23 protein-coding genes are annotated in these 16044 nt (G+C 58.0%); 17 read left to right on the forward strand and 6 right to left on the reverse strand.

Annotation, left to right across the window (positions count from 1 at the left end; genetic code table 11):
* Window positions 1-109 precede the first annotated feature (109 nt).
* Genes ACB039_RS03100 through ACB039_RS03110 form a run of 3 tightly spaced genes read right to left on the reverse strand, consistent with a single transcriptional unit; the run spans window position 110 to window position 975 of the window.
* Window positions 110-328: a hypothetical protein gene (locus tag ACB039_RS03100; protein ID WP_371165130.1), complete on the reverse strand. Its 219-nt coding sequence runs from the start codon at window positions 326-328 to the stop codon at window positions 110-112.
* 3 nt (window positions 329-331) lie between these two features.
* Window positions 332-721: a hypothetical protein gene (locus tag ACB039_RS03105; RefSeq protein ID WP_371165131.1), complete on the reverse strand. Its 390-nt coding sequence runs from the start codon at window positions 719-721 to the stop codon at window positions 332-334.
* Window positions 722-759: 38 nt separating this feature from the next.
* Window positions 760-975, reverse strand: a complete 216-nt coding sequence (locus tag ACB039_RS03110) for a Cro/CI family transcriptional regulator (protein WP_289982623.1) — start codon at window positions 973-975, stop codon at window positions 760-762.
* 168 nt (window positions 976-1143) lie between these two features.
* Here ACB039_RS03110 and ACB039_RS03115 point away from each other — a divergent pair, with 168 nt between their 5' ends.
* The 3 genes from ACB039_RS03115 to ACB039_RS03125 all read left to right on the forward strand — a co-directional run bounded on the left by ACB039_RS03115 (window position 1144) and on the right by ACB039_RS03125 (window position 2671).
* The gene (locus ACB039_RS03115) at window positions 1144-1719 is read left to right on the forward strand and encodes a helix-turn-helix transcriptional regulator (protein ID WP_289982625.1); all 576 of its coding nucleotides are present in this window, start codon (window positions 1144-1146) and stop codon (window positions 1717-1719) included.
* 227 nt (window positions 1720-1946) lie between these two features.
* A complete protein-coding gene (locus tag ACB039_RS03120) occupies window positions 1947-2126 on the forward strand; it encodes a hypothetical protein (RefSeq protein WP_371165132.1) in 180 nt (59 codons plus the stop codon).
* Between the two features lie 299 nt (window positions 2127-2425).
* Window positions 2426-2671, forward strand: coding sequence for a hypothetical protein (locus ACB039_RS03125; RefSeq protein ID WP_371165133.1), 246 nt, complete (start codon window positions 2426-2428; stop codon window positions 2669-2671).
* 1 nt (window position 2672) lies between these two features.
* Here the strand turns inward: ACB039_RS03125 and ACB039_RS03130 are convergent, their stop codons facing one another.
* Window positions 2673-2894: a hypothetical protein gene (locus ACB039_RS03130; protein ID WP_371165134.1), complete on the reverse strand. Its 222-nt coding sequence runs from the start codon at window positions 2892-2894 to the stop codon at window positions 2673-2675.
* On the opposite strand from ACB039_RS03130, the gene ACB039_RS03135 reads away from it, so the two are divergent.
* The 14 genes from ACB039_RS03135 (at window position 2893) to ACB039_RS03200 (ending at window position 13340) form a co-directional block, all read left to right on the forward strand.
* Window positions 2893-3150: a hypothetical protein gene (locus ACB039_RS03135; protein WP_371165135.1), complete on the forward strand. Its 258-nt coding sequence runs from the start codon at window positions 2893-2895 to the stop codon at window positions 3148-3150. The two genes, ACB039_RS03130 and ACB039_RS03135, sit on opposite strands and share 2 nt — an antisense overlap.
* Window positions 3151-3488: 338 nt before the next feature.
* Window positions 3489-4157 (forward strand): tetratricopeptide repeat protein, encoded by a 669-nt coding sequence (locus ACB039_RS03140; protein WP_371165136.1) that lies wholly within the window; start codon window positions 3489-3491, stop codon window positions 4155-4157.
* Window positions 4158-4231: 74 nt separating this feature from the next.
* Window positions 4232-4516, forward strand: a complete 285-nt coding sequence (locus ACB039_RS03145) for a helix-turn-helix domain-containing protein (protein ID WP_371165137.1) — start codon at window positions 4232-4234, stop codon at window positions 4514-4516.
* The gene (locus ACB039_RS03150; RefSeq protein ID WP_371165138.1) at window positions 4513-5010 is read left to right on the forward strand and encodes a hypothetical protein; all 498 of its coding nucleotides are present in this window, start codon (window positions 4513-4515) and stop codon (window positions 5008-5010) included. Before ACB039_RS03145 ends, ACB039_RS03150 begins: the two co-directional genes overlap by 4 nt.
* A gap of 300 nt (window positions 5011-5310) precedes the next feature.
* On the forward strand, window positions 5311-5502 hold the full coding sequence (locus ACB039_RS03155) for a PA3496 family putative envelope integrity protein (RefSeq protein ID WP_371165139.1): 192 nt from the start codon (window positions 5311-5313) through the stop codon (window positions 5500-5502).
* Between the two features lie 2 nt (window positions 5503-5504).
* Complete coding sequence (locus ACB039_RS03160) at window positions 5505-5870, forward strand: hypothetical protein (protein ID WP_371165140.1); 366 nt, start codon at window positions 5505-5507, stop codon at window positions 5868-5870.
* Window positions 5867-6712, forward strand: a complete 846-nt coding sequence (locus ACB039_RS03165; protein ID WP_371165141.1) for a PD-(D/E)XK nuclease-like domain-containing protein — start codon at window positions 5867-5869, stop codon at window positions 6710-6712. The genes ACB039_RS03160 and ACB039_RS03165 overlap by 4 nt, the downstream gene beginning before the upstream one ends.
* The gene (gene bet / locus ACB039_RS03170; RefSeq protein WP_371165142.1) at window positions 6709-7692 is read left to right on the forward strand and encodes a phage recombination protein Bet; all 984 of its coding nucleotides are present in this window, start codon (window positions 6709-6711) and stop codon (window positions 7690-7692) included. Before ACB039_RS03165 ends, bet begins: the two co-directional genes overlap by 4 nt.
* Window positions 7693-7742: 50 nt before the next feature.
* Complete coding sequence (locus ACB039_RS03175) at window positions 7743-8831, forward strand: hypothetical protein (RefSeq protein ID WP_371165143.1); 1089 nt, start codon at window positions 7743-7745, stop codon at window positions 8829-8831.
* Window positions 8832-8861: 30 nt separating this feature from the next.
* Window positions 8862-9440, forward strand: a complete 579-nt coding sequence (locus ACB039_RS03180) for a phage N-6-adenine-methyltransferase (protein ID WP_371165144.1) — start codon at window positions 8862-8864, stop codon at window positions 9438-9440.
* Between the two features lie 118 nt (window positions 9441-9558).
* Window positions 9559-9777: a hypothetical protein gene (locus ACB039_RS03185; RefSeq protein WP_371165145.1), complete on the forward strand. Its 219-nt coding sequence runs from the start codon at window positions 9559-9561 to the stop codon at window positions 9775-9777.
* A 101-nt stretch (window positions 9778-9878) separates the two neighbouring features.
* Window positions 9879-10289, forward strand: coding sequence for a hypothetical protein (locus ACB039_RS03190; RefSeq protein ID WP_234691008.1), 411 nt, complete (start codon window positions 9879-9881; stop codon window positions 10287-10289).
* A 142-nt stretch (window positions 10290-10431) separates the two neighbouring features.
* Entirely contained in the window at window positions 10432-11685 is a 1254-nt protein-coding gene (locus ACB039_RS03195) for an Arm DNA-binding domain-containing protein (protein ID WP_371165146.1), read from the forward strand.
* A gap of 62 nt (window positions 11686-11747) precedes the next feature.
* The gene (locus ACB039_RS03200; RefSeq protein WP_371165147.1) at window positions 11748-13340 is read left to right on the forward strand and encodes an ABC-F family ATPase; all 1593 of its coding nucleotides are present in this window, start codon (window positions 11748-11750) and stop codon (window positions 13338-13340) included.
* A gap of 301 nt (window positions 13341-13641) precedes the next feature.
* Here ACB039_RS03200 and ppiD read toward each other — a convergent pair whose 3' ends face one another.
* Window positions 13642-15555: a peptidylprolyl isomerase gene (gene ppiD, locus ACB039_RS03205; RefSeq protein ID WP_161507243.1), complete on the reverse strand. Its 1914-nt coding sequence runs from the start codon at window positions 15553-15555 to the stop codon at window positions 13642-13644.
* 149 nt (window positions 15556-15704) lie between these two features.
* Entirely contained in the window at window positions 15705-15977 is a 273-nt protein-coding gene (gene hupB / locus ACB039_RS03210; protein WP_005315375.1) for a nucleoid-associated protein HU-beta, read from the reverse strand.
* Between the last annotated feature and the right edge of the window lie 67 nt (window positions 15978-16044).

Consider the following 16044-nt stretch of genomic DNA (forward strand, 5'->3'; position numbering starts at 1 on the left):
CTTGAGCTGTGAGGAATGGCGCAATAGGTCGGCACCATGGGCCATGGATGAATTGGTCATTGGATGGGTCCTGGTTTGTAAAGCCCGGTGGTGAGGCGGGCCAAGGAAATTAGGCGCTAGGCTGGTTCTCGGCGCGTTCAAGGGTGCGAGCCTCAAGCTCGCGGGCCAGGCGAACGGCCTGGCGGTCGGTGCCGGCGGCTTGGGCAGTCGAAATCAGCGGCTCATCCAGGGCCAGGGCCAACTCATGCATAACCGATTTCAGGATGATGTTGTCCCGATCGCTCACAAGCTGAGATGCCGGGCGCGGCGGACGGAGTTGCGTGGTCATGGGTTACCTCCCGAGGACGAAGTTGATGAGTTTTTGTAGTGGGCGCAGCGGGCGCTCCTGGTTGTAGACGGCCTCGTCTTCCGGGCTGAACTGGAGCAGGCCGCGCTCGGGCAGGCCGGAACCATCCAGGATCTCCTCGACGGTCACGGACGGGTATCCCTGCTCGATAAGGCTCAGATTGGCCCGTTTGACGGCTCTCGCCAGGATTTGCGGCTCATGTTGAGATATGGCCTTAAGCAGGATCAGCAGCGAGGTGCGGGCAAATGCGGTTTCTGTCATCTGCAGTTCGGCCCCTACCTCTTGCCACACTCGGCGCTGTGCCGGGTTGCCGCGCACGCGAAGTGGTGAAACAGAATCCATTTTTTCGTGATCAGACAGAGCTGGTCGTCCCATTGTGTTGGTCCTCTAGTGGTTTTGACTCAGGCCGGTGGTCAGGCGGCCTGTTGAGCGGAATGGTCTTGGTCCTTGTTCAGGGGGTAATCCTCGAAGCCCAGACGCAGCTCGCCGTTGCTTGCGATGACAAAGCTGACTGCATGCTGTGCCGGGATCACATCGCCCCACTTCACAGCGAGGCTGCGGGAAATGCCGATGGCTTTCATTGCACGGGCCATGTTGCCGAAATACTCAATCACTTCGCGTTTCTTCATTGGTCGGGTCCTTGGTATAGGTCATTGGCAATCGTTCACTATCGTAACCACTAACAATCCAATATTCAACAACCAATGAGAACACCATGCATCATAAAATTTGTTCATAATCGGTAACTTGCAGCGGGCGACATGAAACCTTCATTTAACGAACGAGTCAGAGCGAGAATGGAACAGCAAGGTCTTGGCGTCTCTGAGATAGCCAGGAGGGCTGGTATATCCAAATCCCTGGTATCGAACCTTCTGAGCAACCCTCTGAAAGACGTTCGGGTTTCCACCTTATTCGGTCTTGCAAAGGCTCTGTCAGTAGATCCTATTGAGCTGTACACCGGCCGCCCGTCTATTGAGGTGGTCAGCGACTTGGTGAATAGCGTTTATCGAATACCAGTGTTCACCATCGATGAGGTGCTGCAACACCCAACTGACTCACTACCTCTCGTAAGCTCAGACCGGATGCTTCTCACCGAGATGCCTGGTGCGCTTATTGGGGTTGAAGCGCCAAACGACCAGCTATCCAAGCAAGGTATCGTGCAAGGTGATGTTTGTGTGATCGATCTCGGGGTTAACGCGATAGAAGCCGATGCCGTGCTGCTAGTGCAATTAAGTCGAGCTAACCAAGCCAAGCTTCTTAGGGCTATACCAGCCATAGAGGGATGGGCCTTTGGTGTTGATGATGAACGCCTTCCAGTCATCTCCGCTAAAGATGTGATCATCCTTGGTAGGATGGTAGAGCGTAGAGGCTAATCCATCGCCCAGTGACCCGCTAATCCACGGCCAATGGCCGCCTGCGAACCCTGCTCAAGAAGCCCCGCCACTAGGCGGGGCTTTTTTTATTTGAAAAATTCACGATCGTGCATTGACCAATCGTTCCCGATCGATAACAATCATTTCCGTCAACTATCGAGAACGACCTGACGGTGACTCGAGAGACGCAATACAAAACAACCTTGAACCAGACCAGAGGACCAACCATGAAAATCAATGACCCTGTGCAGTACACCAACCCCCGTACCCGCGTCACCGTGCCGGCCGTGATCACCGACATCACTGATCTCGGAAAACGCCGCGGTGGTGGTCTGTTCTACACCGTCAAGACCGAGGGCGGTAAGGAACACCGGGCTCGGGCAGCCAGCCTGCAAGCAGCTGCTTAGCGAGTCGCTCCCGCCGAGCGCGGGAGCACTCAACCGCATGAGCATTGGCTCAGTGTTCAACCGGTTGAGACGCATCATCGACAACCAGCAATCAGGACCCAGCCCCTTAACCAGGGCAGAAGTGAAGCGCCTGACCAGCGCGTAAGAACGACAAAGCCCGCACAAGGCGGGCTTCGAAGGACCGGGTACCACCCGGTCAGATACTGCCAGGGGACCAACCCCAGCAATAAGGACCCATCCAAGCCAAAGCTAGGAAGGGAGTTAACGAGGACCAACCCGTCAACAGGAGCAAATGTACCATGACCAAGCGCATTTTTTCCAGAGCCGCGCATCGCGCCGACCAGATGATTGCGGCCATCGCCGACCGACTGAACGGCAACGCCGCCCGTCGTCGGGTCATCAAGCAGCGCCTGCATATCGCTATGATGGCCACCGAGCAGCACCACATCGTCGCCGCCCGTGCCGCCCAGAAACGCACAGCTGGCATCACCAAGCACAGCGCCCTCCTCCACTGGCGGGCCGAGTTTCACCGCAATGCGGTCTGATTCAGCGACGGCCGGACTGCAATTTCGCAACAAAAGGAGCCAGGCGTGAATACCGCTCTGCATAGCCACCGAAATCATCAGGGTCATGGAAATACCAGGCGCCATTTTTCCAAACGACCTCCACATTTCCAGGCTTTTTAGGGTTCTTTACGACTTCACAATCATAGGGGGACGTTCCGGTGGCAAAGACAGAGCAAACAACACAATCGATCGAGCCAGGCATGACACTGATCCAGTCACCAGGGCCAACTGAAGGACGTTCTTTCATCGTGTTTTACACTCCCAAACAGCGTGTATTCATGGGTCTGAATGCGGTTATTCACAAAATCGAAGGCGCATCAGACCTAAATGAGATCAGGCCAACATTACTAAACCGTCTGGAAAAAATTGCATCTTGGGAAGGCGAGCTTTGCAACGTTGATCCCAAAGAAAATGAACTTGAACAGCAATACCCCATCCCTGGTGCAGCCTACACATAGGCCTCACTCACCGAATCCGGGTCTGGCGCTTCCCTCATAGCGCCGTAGCCAAAGCCTCTTTCTCAAGCACCGCAAGGATGCTTTGGCTTCGCTCACGCCAAATTCGGCTGAGCATGCTCTTTAACAACATGGAACCGGCTCACAACCACAAATCCCGATGCCGGTAGGGATGCGCCGATAACCCGTCAAACCGGAAAGCGGTGTGTGAACGTGAAGGGTGCCGGCTTGCGAGCCGGCATCCCAAAATAGCGTGAACAGCGCGATGTTTTGGGATGGGCAGAATGTAATGAGCTCACCGCTAACTGCCATAATTACCCTACTAATAACAAGGAGGGGTTATGGGTCGATCTAGGATGATACTTAATACGATATTACTGGGGTTATCACTACTGGCGGCACCCGTTGCTATGGCCACGTCGGCTGATCTGGCCACACTGATGACTGCGGCCGAGAAAGGTGATGTAAACGCTCAATACCTTGTCGGAGCGTCTTATTATGACGGCCAAGGTGTGGCCAAAGACCATACAAAGGCCGCTAGCTGGTTTCTGAAAGCCGCTGAGCAGGGAAATGCCGATGCGCAATACATACTTGGTCATATGTACTTGAAAGGTCAGGGGGTGACCCTAAACTATAAGCAAGCCGCCAGCTGGTTAGCTAAAGCGGCGGAACAAGGTAATGCCGAGGCACAGTTGAAGTTTGGATTGATGCAAAGCGAAGGGATGGGCCTGCCACAAAATTATCAACAGTCAGTTTTCTGGTATGAAAAAGCGGCCAAGCAAGGTTTGCCATTAGCCCAAACCAACTTGGGCTTGGCATATGCCCAGGGTAAAGGTGTGCCACAGAATAATGTGCAAGCCTATGCTTGGCTATCGGTGGCTGCGGCAACCGGCCTCAAACCTGCCACTGAAGCTCGTGACTACATTGCAAATTCGATGACACCATCTCAACTTGAGAAAGGCCAAGATCTCGCTGCAAACTACTTTGAGAAATACAAGCCCAAGCAGTAATGCTCACTCGTTTTCACCCAATCACCCCAGCCCTCGCGCTGGGGTTTTTGTTTTTACCACCACAGGACCCGACCATGAAAAAGCGTACCGACCAATGCAACCAACTAATCCCCCCGCTCAATGACGCATGCCGCAAGCGCCTGCGGGAACTGCGTGAACACCTCGGCCTGAGCCGGCCGAAGTTCGCCGACATGCTGGGCATCCCGCCCACCACGCTCAAGAACTACGAGCTGAACTACCGGGAAATCAGCGGCGGGACCCTGCTGTTGGTAGCACAGCACCCCGAGCTCTCGGCCCACTTCAGCTGGTTGACCACCGGCCAAGGAAAAGAGCCTGCAGTGTTGGAGACATCAGAATGAAGATTCTTGGCCTCACTAACCATCGCAGTGTCGAGAACATCGCTGTCCAGCGCAGAGTCGTGTCCATCCACATGCAGAACGATGGGGTTGGCGATCGTCGATTCGTCCCTGAAGTTGCACAAGCACTTCGCGAGATAGCACAAGCCCTAGACGATGGCCTCATTGGTAACGAAGCCGCAGACTTTCTAAAGAGCTCCGGAGGAACGGAAATCACCATGCATGGATATAGCCTCTTCATGGGTGCTAGCGTGGTTGAACAGAAGGTCCAATCCGAAGAAAACCCACCGCTCTTGGTATTTCAGGTGAGGAGCCGTGACGGGAGAGTCATCAACATCTATAGCGATGGCTTTATCGATGGCGATGGAGCGGCGGAGTTCAACTTCGTCAGGAACTACTTCACCCCTCGATTCGATGCGATCAGAGGGTTACTCGCTCGAGTGCAGGGCAAAGGGATCCCCGATGACGAGCTTGAGCGAATTTTCGCTGGCTTTTGAGGGCATCTCGCAAGGCTCCGCATTAAGCGCCAACGCTATCGGTTCAAACTCATCAGAAAGAAAGTAAGTCACCCACTTATGGTCATCACTGAGAACCGAGAACACCTTGTGCCCAACAGTGCCCTGACCAATTAACACACTGTCCCACTGAGCAATTTGCTTGTATTCGGCACTGCTAGTGCTGTCCGTAACCACCTTGAACCACGCCATAACTCCTCCAGCAAATGAAGCGTCAAATGATACCAAATTAACGTTTCTTTCTGCTGATTACCACCAGGACCCAGACCAAGGACCAAAACCATGAAGCTACTGACCGAGGCCCAATTGATGGGCTTTCGCGGCTCAATGCCGCCCCGTGCCCAGCATCGCTACAGCGTGACCGTCGAACCCAGCGCCGCAGAGCGCCGGATTGCCCACCAACGCACCGCCGCTCGCCGCGCCATCGAGGAGTATCACGAAGCGCGCGCCCTGCGTCGTGAAATGGAGATCTAGTCATGACCAACGAAACCGCCCTGCTCGCCCTGCTGGAGAGCCAGGAGGCCGAGGCCAACGCCATGGCTGAGTGGATCGCCGAGTGGAGCGAAGAGAACCTCCCGCTGTTACTGGCCGGCCAGCTCGATACCGACGCTGCCACCCTGCTGGCCGAGGTAAATGCCGAGCGGGCCACCCAACTCAACCAGGCCATTTACCTGCTGATGGTGTCCGGCGACAAGGTGCCGCTCACCCTGCAAATCCAGCAGGTACTGAACGCCGGGCTCGATGCCCTCGCCCAGGAGGCCTGGAGTAACCACCTTGCCGCCCTGCACGACGCCATGAGCGACGAGCAGTGGGAGCAATACCAGCACAGGAGCGCAGCATGAACGCCATAGTAGACACCTCCGCTGCGCACCCGCTTGGTCGGGTGTTCGGCCTCTCCAACGAGGAGTACCACGCAGGCCCCGGGGTCAGCAAAAGCCAGCTCGACCAGATAGCGGAGAGCCCGGCCACCTATATCTGGGCCAAGAATGCCCCGCGCGATGTAGAGAAGCTCAAGGCATTCGACATGGGCAGCGCCATCCACTGCCTACTGCTCGAACCGGACGAGTTCGAAAGCCGCTTCATCATCGCCCCACCGTTCAACCGCCGCACCAACGCCGGCAAGGCAGAAGAGGCCGAGTTCCTGGCCAGCTGCGCCGAACTGGGCAAAACGGTGATGGATGCCGAAGAGGGCCGCAAGCTCCACCTGATGCGCGACAGCGTGATGGCCCACCCGGACGCCCGCTGGCTGCTGGAGCAGGAGGGACACAGCGAGGCCTCCTTCTACTGGATTGACCCCCAGACCCAGGAGCTGTGCCGGGTACGGCCAGACCGCCACCTGAGCAATCACCCCGTCATCATTGACGTGAAGTCGGTGGACGACATGAGTCGCTTAGAGCGCCACGTCGAGGAGTTCCGCTACCACGTGCAGGACGCCATGTACTCCGAAGGCTTCCACCGGGTGATGGGCGAGCAGCCGGAATTCGTCTTTCTGGCGGTAAGCACCAGCGTGAACTGTGGCCGCTACCCGGTGCGGGTGCGGCCCCTCCCCGACGACTGGAAGGATGCGGGCAAGGACCTGTTCCGCCGCGACCTCCAGCGCTTCCACGACTGCCGAGTCAACAACGACTGGCACGACTTCAAACCCCTACTCCGCCCAGCATGGGCGGCAAGGAAAGCCGCATGAGCAACATCACCAGTATCAAGCAGCAGGCGGTCGAGAACTTCACCGCCCAGTACCCCATCCTCGTCCAGCGTGGCATCGACGAACCGACCTGGAACGCCCTGTGTAACACCATCTACCCGGGTGCCAACCCCGATTCGGTGGTCATGGCCATCGACTACTGCAAGGCTCGCGGCCTGGACATTCTGCTCAAGCCGGTTCACCTCGTCCCCATGCAGGTCACTGATGCCCGCAGCAAGGATAAAGTCTGGCGGGATGTGCCGATGCCAGGGATCGGCATGTACCGGATCCAGGCTGACCGCTCCGGCAACTACGCCGGCGCCGACGAGCCCGTGTTCGGGCCGGATGTGACCGAGGAGTTCCAAGACCCCTACAACCAGAGCACCAAGATCAAGGTCACCTACCCGCAGTGGTGCAAGTACACCGTCTACAAGGTGGTGAATGGGCAACGAGTCGCCTTCCACGCCCTTGAGCGCTGGAAGGAAAACTACGCCACCCAGAGCGGCAAGACTGAGTGCCCCAACGCCATGTGGCGCAAAAGGCCCTATGCCCAACTCGCCAAGTGCACGGAGGCGCAGGCATTGCGAAAGGCTTGGCCGGAGATCGGCAGCGAGCCCACCGCCGAGGAGATGGAGGGCAAGGAGATCATCATCAACGAGATCCCCGACAGCCAGCCGCAGCAGGTTGTCCCTGCGAAGAGTCGTGCCCTGGATGCCATTCGTGGCCAGACCACAGGGCCGGTCACTCTGGATCACGAGCGGGCGGCCGAGTCTGAGGCTTCCGCCCAGGTTGACCACGCCAGCGCCTACGCCGACCACTGCGCCGCCATCGAGGGGGCCAGCGATACCGCCGAGTGGCAACAGGCCTATACCGACGCATGGGCATGGGCCAACGAAACAGGCGACGGCAACATCATCGCCGGTATCAAGCAGATCGCCGGCGAGCGCAAGAAGCAGCTCGGCGCCGGGCGCAGCACTCAGTAATAACCATCAGGCCCGCCCACTGCGGGCCTTTTCAATCCTAAGGACCCGCCATGACCGAACAAGCCAAGACCGACAACTCCCAAGCTCAGCTGGTTGTCATCGAACCCACCACCGCCATCGCCCTGTTCACCGAAGGCCAGGGTATCGGTGAACTGCTGGCTGACATTCGCCAGAAGGCAACCAGCCTGGTGCCCGACATCACCACCCCCAAAGGCCGCAAGGAGATTGCCAGCGTCGCCTACGCCGTCGCCAAGACCAAAACCTACCTGGAAGGGTTCGGCAAGGAACTGGCCGGCAAGTACAAGGAGATCCCCAAGCGCATAGACGCCAACCGCAAGCAGATCCGCGACACACTCGACGCCCTGAACGATGAGGTGCGCGCCCCGCTCACCCAGTACGAAGAGGCAGAAGCCGCCCGGGTCGCCGCTCTGCAAGACCGCCTAACCATGCTGAAAGACCTTGGAGCGTCAGGCGCTAACGAGTTCTCTGCCGCCGATCTGCAGACCATGCTGCTGGAGGTCGAGCAGACCGCGCTGGACGACACCTGGCAAGAACTGCTTCCTCAGGCGACCGTCGCAAAAGAGCTCGCAACCAAACACCTCGGCGAGGCCCTGGCGGCACGCCGGAAGTACGAAGCCGAGCAGGCAGAGCTGGAGCTGCTGCGCCAGAAGCAGGCCGAACAGGAGCGCATCGATCGCGAGCGCCTGATAGCAGAGCAAGCCGCGGAGCAAGCCCGCCTTAAGGAAGAGGAACGCCAGCGCCTAGAGCGCGAAGCCGCCCAGCACCGCGAACAGGAGGCCCAGCGCCAAGCCCAGGCCGCCCGCGAGCGTGAGGATCAAGCCAGGCGCGATGCCGAAGCCGCCAAGCTGGCCCGCCAGCAGGCCGAAGCCAACGCCGCGCGCCAGGCAGAGGAGGCCGCCACCCGCGCCGCCGAGCAGGAGCGTCAACGCATCGAGCTGGAACAAACCCGCAAACAGCAGGAAGAGGATCGTCGCGCCGCCGATGTGGAGCACCGCCGCACTATCCACAACGCCATTCTGATGGACCTGATGGGCCTGGGAATTGAGGAAGAAAAAGCCATCAACCTTATCAAGCACATCGCCAGCAACAAGATCGACCACCTGGCCATCAACTACTGACCACAAGGTGAAACAAGGAGTAATACAAAGATGGCCGACTACCGCGGCTCCACTACACAGACCGACACCCGGGACATGACCCAGACCCCGCTTTGGTTATTCCGGGCTCTGAATCTGGAGTTCAACTTCTCCCTCGATGCCGCCGCCCTGCCGGAAACGGCGCTCTGCCAAAAGTACCTGACGCCGGATATCGACGCCCTGAACGTGGACTGGGGAGACTTTATCAGCCCATCGGTGCGGGCCCCATGGGCCTGGCTCAACCCGCCCTACTCCGATATCCGCCCATGGGTGGAGAAGGCCATCGAGCAACAGGGGCGCGGGATTGGCACCGTAATGCTGGTCCCCCAGGACACCAGCACGGAATGGTACCCCGGTGAGCGCGCAAGCGAGGTCCGCCATATCACAGGCTACCGCGATGACAACGGAAAATGGCGCAACGGCCGGGTGAGCTTCATCAACAAGGCCACCGGCGAGGAAATGAAGGGCAACCCCAAGGGGTCCATGTTCCTCATCTTCGCCCCTGGCTGGCGCGGTAACTGCCGGATCCGCGATGTCAGCAAGCTCACCCTACTGCTGGCCGGAGCAGAGCCCGTCAGCGCTGCAGCCTGATACCCCCAATTCATCCACCGCTGGCCACACAGAAACGGTGGATAACTCATAGGACTCCCATGCTTAAAACCGTAAATACGGTGGCGACATCAGGGCCGCACCTTGAAGGAGTTAAGCAATGCGTTACAGGCAACCCATCATCCAGCAAGGCCTGACCCGCACCGAAGCTGAAGAAACCCGTACCAGATACCTCCGCATCAACCCGGGCGCCCGGGTCACCATCGACAGCGAACCCGACAACCCCCAACTCAAGACCTTGATAGCTCACCTCCCTGTTCTGCCGTTCCGGCAGGTACTGGCGCCAGGTTTTATCGGGTACCGCGGCTGGCGGGCATAACCGGCAAACCAATAGTGTTCCCATAACTTAGGTAGCAAGGAATCACGGCTCTTCCTTCATTAAAGTCGGCGCCCCATCCTCAAGGACAGGAGGGCCACGCCATGCAACAACTTCAACTGACCATCGACCAGGATAGCCAGCTACTCAACGACCTGGTCAGCACCGTGCGCTCCCCCACCCTTTCCCGTTCGGCCAAGCTCGCCGAGATAGGCCGCATCCTGGCGCACTTCGATCTGCCTATCGAAGCGCCCCGGGTTACCGGCCAGCTCTGGAGCGCAACAGCACTGGGTAAGGAGCTGGGGGTCAGCGCCCAAGCCATTGGCCGACTGGCCAACCAGCACAAACTGAAAACCACCGAACTGGGAGAATACCGCCTTGACCAGGCAGCCAACTCCCGCAAGCAAGTTCAAACCTTCTACTACAACAAGCTCGGGCGTCACCGGCTCGAGTCACTATTAACCGCGAGGACCACATGCAACGAAATTACATCTACCCCTGCGCCAGATGGGTAAGGCCACGCCTTTTTGAGGCGCTCACAGGCATGACAGAGAAGGCAGCCGAGGGACGACGCCTCAAAGGAGAATGGCCGGAAGGAGTGATCTGGAAATATGGTCCAGATGGACAGGTTCGTTACAGCATTGAGGAATACGACAAGTGGGTAGAGTCAACGCAATAGACAACCTCTCCACCCTGGTTGCAGGACAGACTGGGTTAGAGGTACACGGTAACAAATTGCGGCTCTGCTTCAGCTACAAAGGCAACCGCTGTCGCGAAGTCCTCGACATCCCTCTAAGCAAAGCCAACATCAAATTCGCAGCAAACAAACTTGCTGCGATAAAGCACGAGATCGCCCTGGGCAATTTTGACTATGCCAAGCACTTCCCCAATTCCAAGGCTCTGGCGCGCCTAGGTATTAAGAATACTCCCAACATGACCCTGGCCCAGGCCGTCTCAACATTTATGGAGAGCGTAGGCCCGACAGTGGGCATCTCCACCAAGCGCTCATACCTTAGCGCCTTCCGTAGAATGACCTTGTTCCTGGGCCAGGACATGCCGATTTCTGACCTACTGCCCATGCATATCGAAAGGTTGCGCAACGACTTGTTCAGCGATTGCAAACCAAGATCAGTCAAGACCTACATGGGACATGTTGGGAACTTACTGAACTGGGCAGCCAGAAATGAACTTATCGAAAGAGAGTTTGATGTACGCGTCAATGCAGCAAAGTTAAGTACAGGAAAGAGCGCAGATCCTTTTGAACACTGGGAGTTTCAAAAGTTGCTGGAGGTAACGTCTAACAAGCAGTTCAAGAACATCTTGTTGGTATTGGCCTATACCGGTATCCGCCCCGGTGAGCTACGCGCCCTCAGTTGGGAGGATGTCGATATGGAGCGGCGGGAGCTCCACATCCGGCGCAGCATCACTCAACAGAAGATGCAGTTCAAACTGCCAAAGACTAATCGCACTCGGATTGTGCATCTGATGCCCCCGGCTCTGGCCGCGTTACAGGAACAATTTAAGATAACTGGGGCACTTTCGGATGCAAAGATTGACATGCACCTACCAGGTGGCATGATCGTGCGCCAAACATTGCGCCCAGTCTTCCGACCAACCAGAGTTGTGCCGGGCAGGCCACCTTTTTACTCCGGTGTTTTCCTGGTGGCACCATGGCAAGCAGCAATCAAAAAGTCTGGGGTTCGATATCGTCGGGCCTACCAACTTAGGCATACCTTTGCCAGTTGGAATATTACTGCTCACGGAAATCTTGCGTTTATAGCTGAACAGATGGGCCACAACTCCGCAAGGATGTTGCAAGAGGTCTATGGAAAATGGATCGAATCCGCCAGCCGCAGTGAGGCCGACTTGATCTGGAGTGCAATGCAAAAGAATGGGCATTTGCCCCAATAGCGCCCCAGAATTTTCAACCAGTGACATAGAGCACTGATAATTAAGGATTTTTTTACAATCATATGTTAAGCAGCAACAACATCACCATGCAGTTCGGCGCCAAGCCGCTGTTTGAGAACATCAGCGTCAAGTTTGGCGGCGGCAACCGCTACGGCCTCATCGGCGCAAACGGCTGTGGCAAGTCCACCTTCATGAAGATCCTCGGCGGCGATCTGGAGCCCACTGGCGGTAATGTGAGCCTGGACGTCAACGAGCGCATCGGTAAGTTGCGCCAGGATCAGTTCGCCTACGAAGAGATGCGCGTGCTGGACGTGGTCATGATGGGCCATAGCGAGCTGTGGGCCGCCATCGCCGAACGCGATGCCATCTATGCCAACCTCGACGCCACCGACGACGACTACATGAAGGCCGCCGAGCTGGAAGGTCTGGTCGCAGAATACGACGGCTATACCGCCGAATCCCGCGCGGGCGAGCTGCTGCTGGGTGCCGGCATCCCCATCGAGCTGCACAACGGCCCCATGAGCGAAGTGGCCCCTGGCTGGAAACTGCGGGTGCTGCTGGCACAGGCGCTGTTCTCCAACCCCGACATCCTGCTGCTGGACGAACCGACCAACAACCTGGACATCAACACCATCCGCTGGCTGGAGCAGGTGCTCAACGATCGTGAAAGTACCATGATCATCATCTCTCACGACCGTCACTTCCTGAACTCCGTCTGCACCCACATGGCGGATCTGGATTACGGCGAGCTGCGCGTCTACCCGGGCAACTACGACGAGTACATGACGGCGGCCACCCAGGCCCGCGAGCGTCTGATCGCCGACAACGCCAAGAAGAAGGCCCAGATTGCCGACCTGCAATCCTTCGTCTCCCGTTTCAGTGCCAACGCCTCCAAGTCGAGCCAGGCGACCTCCCGCCTCAAGCAGATCGACAAGATCAAGATCGAAGAAGTGAAGGTCTCCAGCCGTCAGAACCCCTTCATCCGCTTCGAGCAGGACAAAAAGCTCTACCGCAACATCCTGGAAGTGGAAGGGGTGTCCAAGGGTTATGGTGAGGCGCCGCTGTTCAAGGGCCTGAGCATGATGCTGGAAGTGGGCGAGAAGGTCGCCATTCTGGGTACCAACGGTATCGGTAAATCCACCCTGATCAAGACCCTCATGGGTGAGCTGGCGCCGGACAGCGGTACCATCAAGTGGTCCGAGAATGCCCAGATCGGCTACTACGCTCAGGATCACGCCGACGATTTCGACACCGACCTCAACGTGTTCGACTGGATGGCCCAGTGGAAACAGGCCAACGAAGACGAGCAGGCGGTGCGCTCGGTACTGGGTCGTCTGCTGTTCACCCAGGACGACATCAAGAAGCCGGTCAAGGTGCTCTCCGGTGGCGAACAGGGTCGCATGCTGTTCGGCAAGCTGATGATGCAGCGCCCCAACATCCTGATCATGGATGAGCCGACCAACCACCTGGACATGGAATCCATCGAATCCTTGAACCTGGCGCTGGAGATGTATCAGGGCACCCTGATCTTCGTCTCTCACGACCGTGAGTTCGTGTCGTCCCTGGCGACCCGCATCATGGAACTGACCGAGAACGGCATCCGCGACTTCGGCGGCACCTACGAAGATTACCTGCGCAGCCAGGGCGTGGTGTAACTCCTTCCCCGGGTCTTTCATCGTAAAACCGGCGCCAATGGTGCCGGTTTTTTTATGTCTCCTTGTTCCCTTCTCCCCTGCGTCTCCCACTGCGCGAGCCGGGTTAGAAGAGCAAGAGTGCTGTGCAGGAGCCGCACGCTTGTCATCCAGCTGTCCGGCTTATCCACTGCCAGGATAGACAGCACAAGCCGGTGCCCGGCCCCTTCCCTCTCAGCCCGCCCGAGCTTGCCGAGCGGAGCATGGTCGGGACATAAAAAAACGGCTCCATCAAGGAGCCGTTTTCAATGAGGGCGTGAATCGATTACTCGACGGTTGCCTCCACATCGGTGAAGTACTCAATCTTGGCCGCCTTGCGCAGCTCGTCGATCAGCGACTTGTAGTCGGCCTGAGCCTTGCCCTGACCGAGCTGGCCTTGCAGCAGGCTCACCATCTGGGATGGCTCCTTGGTCACATTGACCTTGTCGAGCGCCACCACTACGCGATCGCCATTGGCTTCGGCCACCAGCTCGACGCTCGGCTTGCCATCCTTCGGATGGGGCATGCGGAACGCCTGGGCCAGCAGATTCTGATCCATCTCCTGGGCGAAGCGGGAGACACCCTTGTGGCTCTCCACCTTCAGCCCGAGGGCGGTCAGATCGGCCTGGATGTCCTCGCCGGCGTGCAGCTTGTCCAGCAGGCCCTGGGCCTTGCCACGGGCTACTTCACTGGCCTTCTCATGCTTGATAGCCGCAATCACCTGATCCTTGATCTCCGCCAGCGGCTTGGCCGCTTTCGGCTGGTGACCCATGATGTGCAGCACCAGCGCCTTGCCATCGGAGAGCTCGATCACGTCGGAGTTGGTGTTCTCGTCGCGCAGTTGCTCGGAGAAGGCAGCCGCAAGCACCTTGGGATCATTGAGGGGTGCCTGGGCATCGGCCTGGCTGAAGTAATCAGACGAGATCACCTTCAGACCCATGGCTTCGGCAGTCAAATCCAGCGAGTCCGGGTTCTCGAAGCTGCTGTCGGCCATCTTCTGCTGCTCGGCGAAGAACAGCTCCTTGGCCTTGTCCGCTTGCAGACGGCTGATGGTTTCGCTCATCACATCGGCGAACATCTTGGTCTTGGCGGGCTCGACGGCCAGCAGCTTGATGATGTGGAAACCAAACGGGCTCTTCACCACTGCGGAAAGATCCCCAGTCTTGGCCAGTGCAAAGGCCGCCTGCTCGAAGGCAGGATCCATCACCCCTTTCTCGAACCAGTCCAGTTCGCCGCCCTTCTTGGCGGAGAAGGTATCGCTGGAGTTGGCTTTGGCCAGGGTAGCGAAGTCTTCACCGCCCTTGACCTTGGCCAGCAGCTCGTCAGCCTTCTGCTGGGCCGCCTTCTCATCCTTGCCAAAGGGGATCAGGATGTGTGCCACGCGGCGACGCTCGGCACGCTGGAACAGGTCCTGGTGCTGATCGTAGTAATCCTGGGCATCCTGCTCGGTGACCTTGATGTTCTTGCCGAGGTTGGCGGCATCGAGCAGCAGGTAGTCGACCTTGACCTTCTCGTCGTTCATGAAGCGGCCGCTGTTGGCCTTGTAGAACTGATCCACCTCGGCGTCGCTCACCTCGACCTCACCCATGTAGGCGGAGGCAGCCAGGCGCACCAGGCGCAGGTCCCGGGTCTGGTTGTAGAGTTTGTCGAGCTGCTCGGCCTCGCCCTTGAGGGCGAACTCGGAGCCCAACAGGGCGCCCATCAGTTGCTGGCGTACCATGTCCTGACGCAGGGAGTCGCGGAACATCTCAGGCGTCATGCCGGCGCGGCGGATCAGCTGCAGGTAGCGATCGTTGCTGAACTTGCCGTCCTCGGCAAACTCCGGCATCTCCACGATGGCCTGCTTGATCTGCTCGTCGCTGACGCGCAGGCCGAGGGAACGGGCCTTGTCATCGATCAGCGCCTGATCGATCAGCCGGTCCAGCACGCCGCGGCGGAACTGTTTCATGTAGTCGGGGTTGGCGGCCAGCTGGTTGAAGGCCTCACCCATTTGGGATTCCATGCGGGCCCGCTCATTGCGATAGGCATTCTCCAGTGCAGGGGCACTGATGTCATTGCCGTTGACGGTAGCGGGGGCGGTACGTGCCGGGCCATTGAGGTAGCTGCCTACACCGGCCAAGGCAAAGGAGAGGATGATCAGGCCCAAGATAATCTTGGCTACCTTGCCCTGCGCCCCTTCGCGTAGTTTATCCAACATCATGTTTGTACTTATGCTCCCGAACTCGATGGGCGTAAATAATGAAAAGGCGCACCGATTGCGATGCGCCTTGGTCAATCAGTATGAGGGAGAGCCCTCTCACTTGTCTGGTCAGCGACCAAGGTCGGAGCCGATGAACATCAGCGCCCGGCTTAGTTGACCGCGTCTTTCAGGGCCTTGCCGGCTTTGAAGGCAGGAACTTTACCGGCGGCGATTTCGATGGTCGCACCAGTTTGCGGGTTACGGCCAGAACGAGCGGCACGCTCGCGAACGGCGAAAGTACCGAAGCCAACCAGAGCAACCTGGTCACCCTCTTTCAGGGCTTCACCCACGGCGTCAATGAAAGCATCCAGCGCACGGCCAGCGGCAGCTTTGGAGATATCAGCACCGTCTGCAATCTTGTCAATCAGTTGAGATTTATTCACTCTTATATTCCCCTTTTATCGAACATCGCTGCGGCACTGATTTCCCTGGCCACAACAAGTGGAGGTT

This window comes from Aeromonas sp. S2(2024) (genome assembly GCF_041402505.1).
In the GTDB taxonomy this organism is placed as follows: domain Bacteria; phylum Pseudomonadota; class Gammaproteobacteria; order Enterobacterales; family Aeromonadaceae; genus Aeromonas; species Aeromonas media.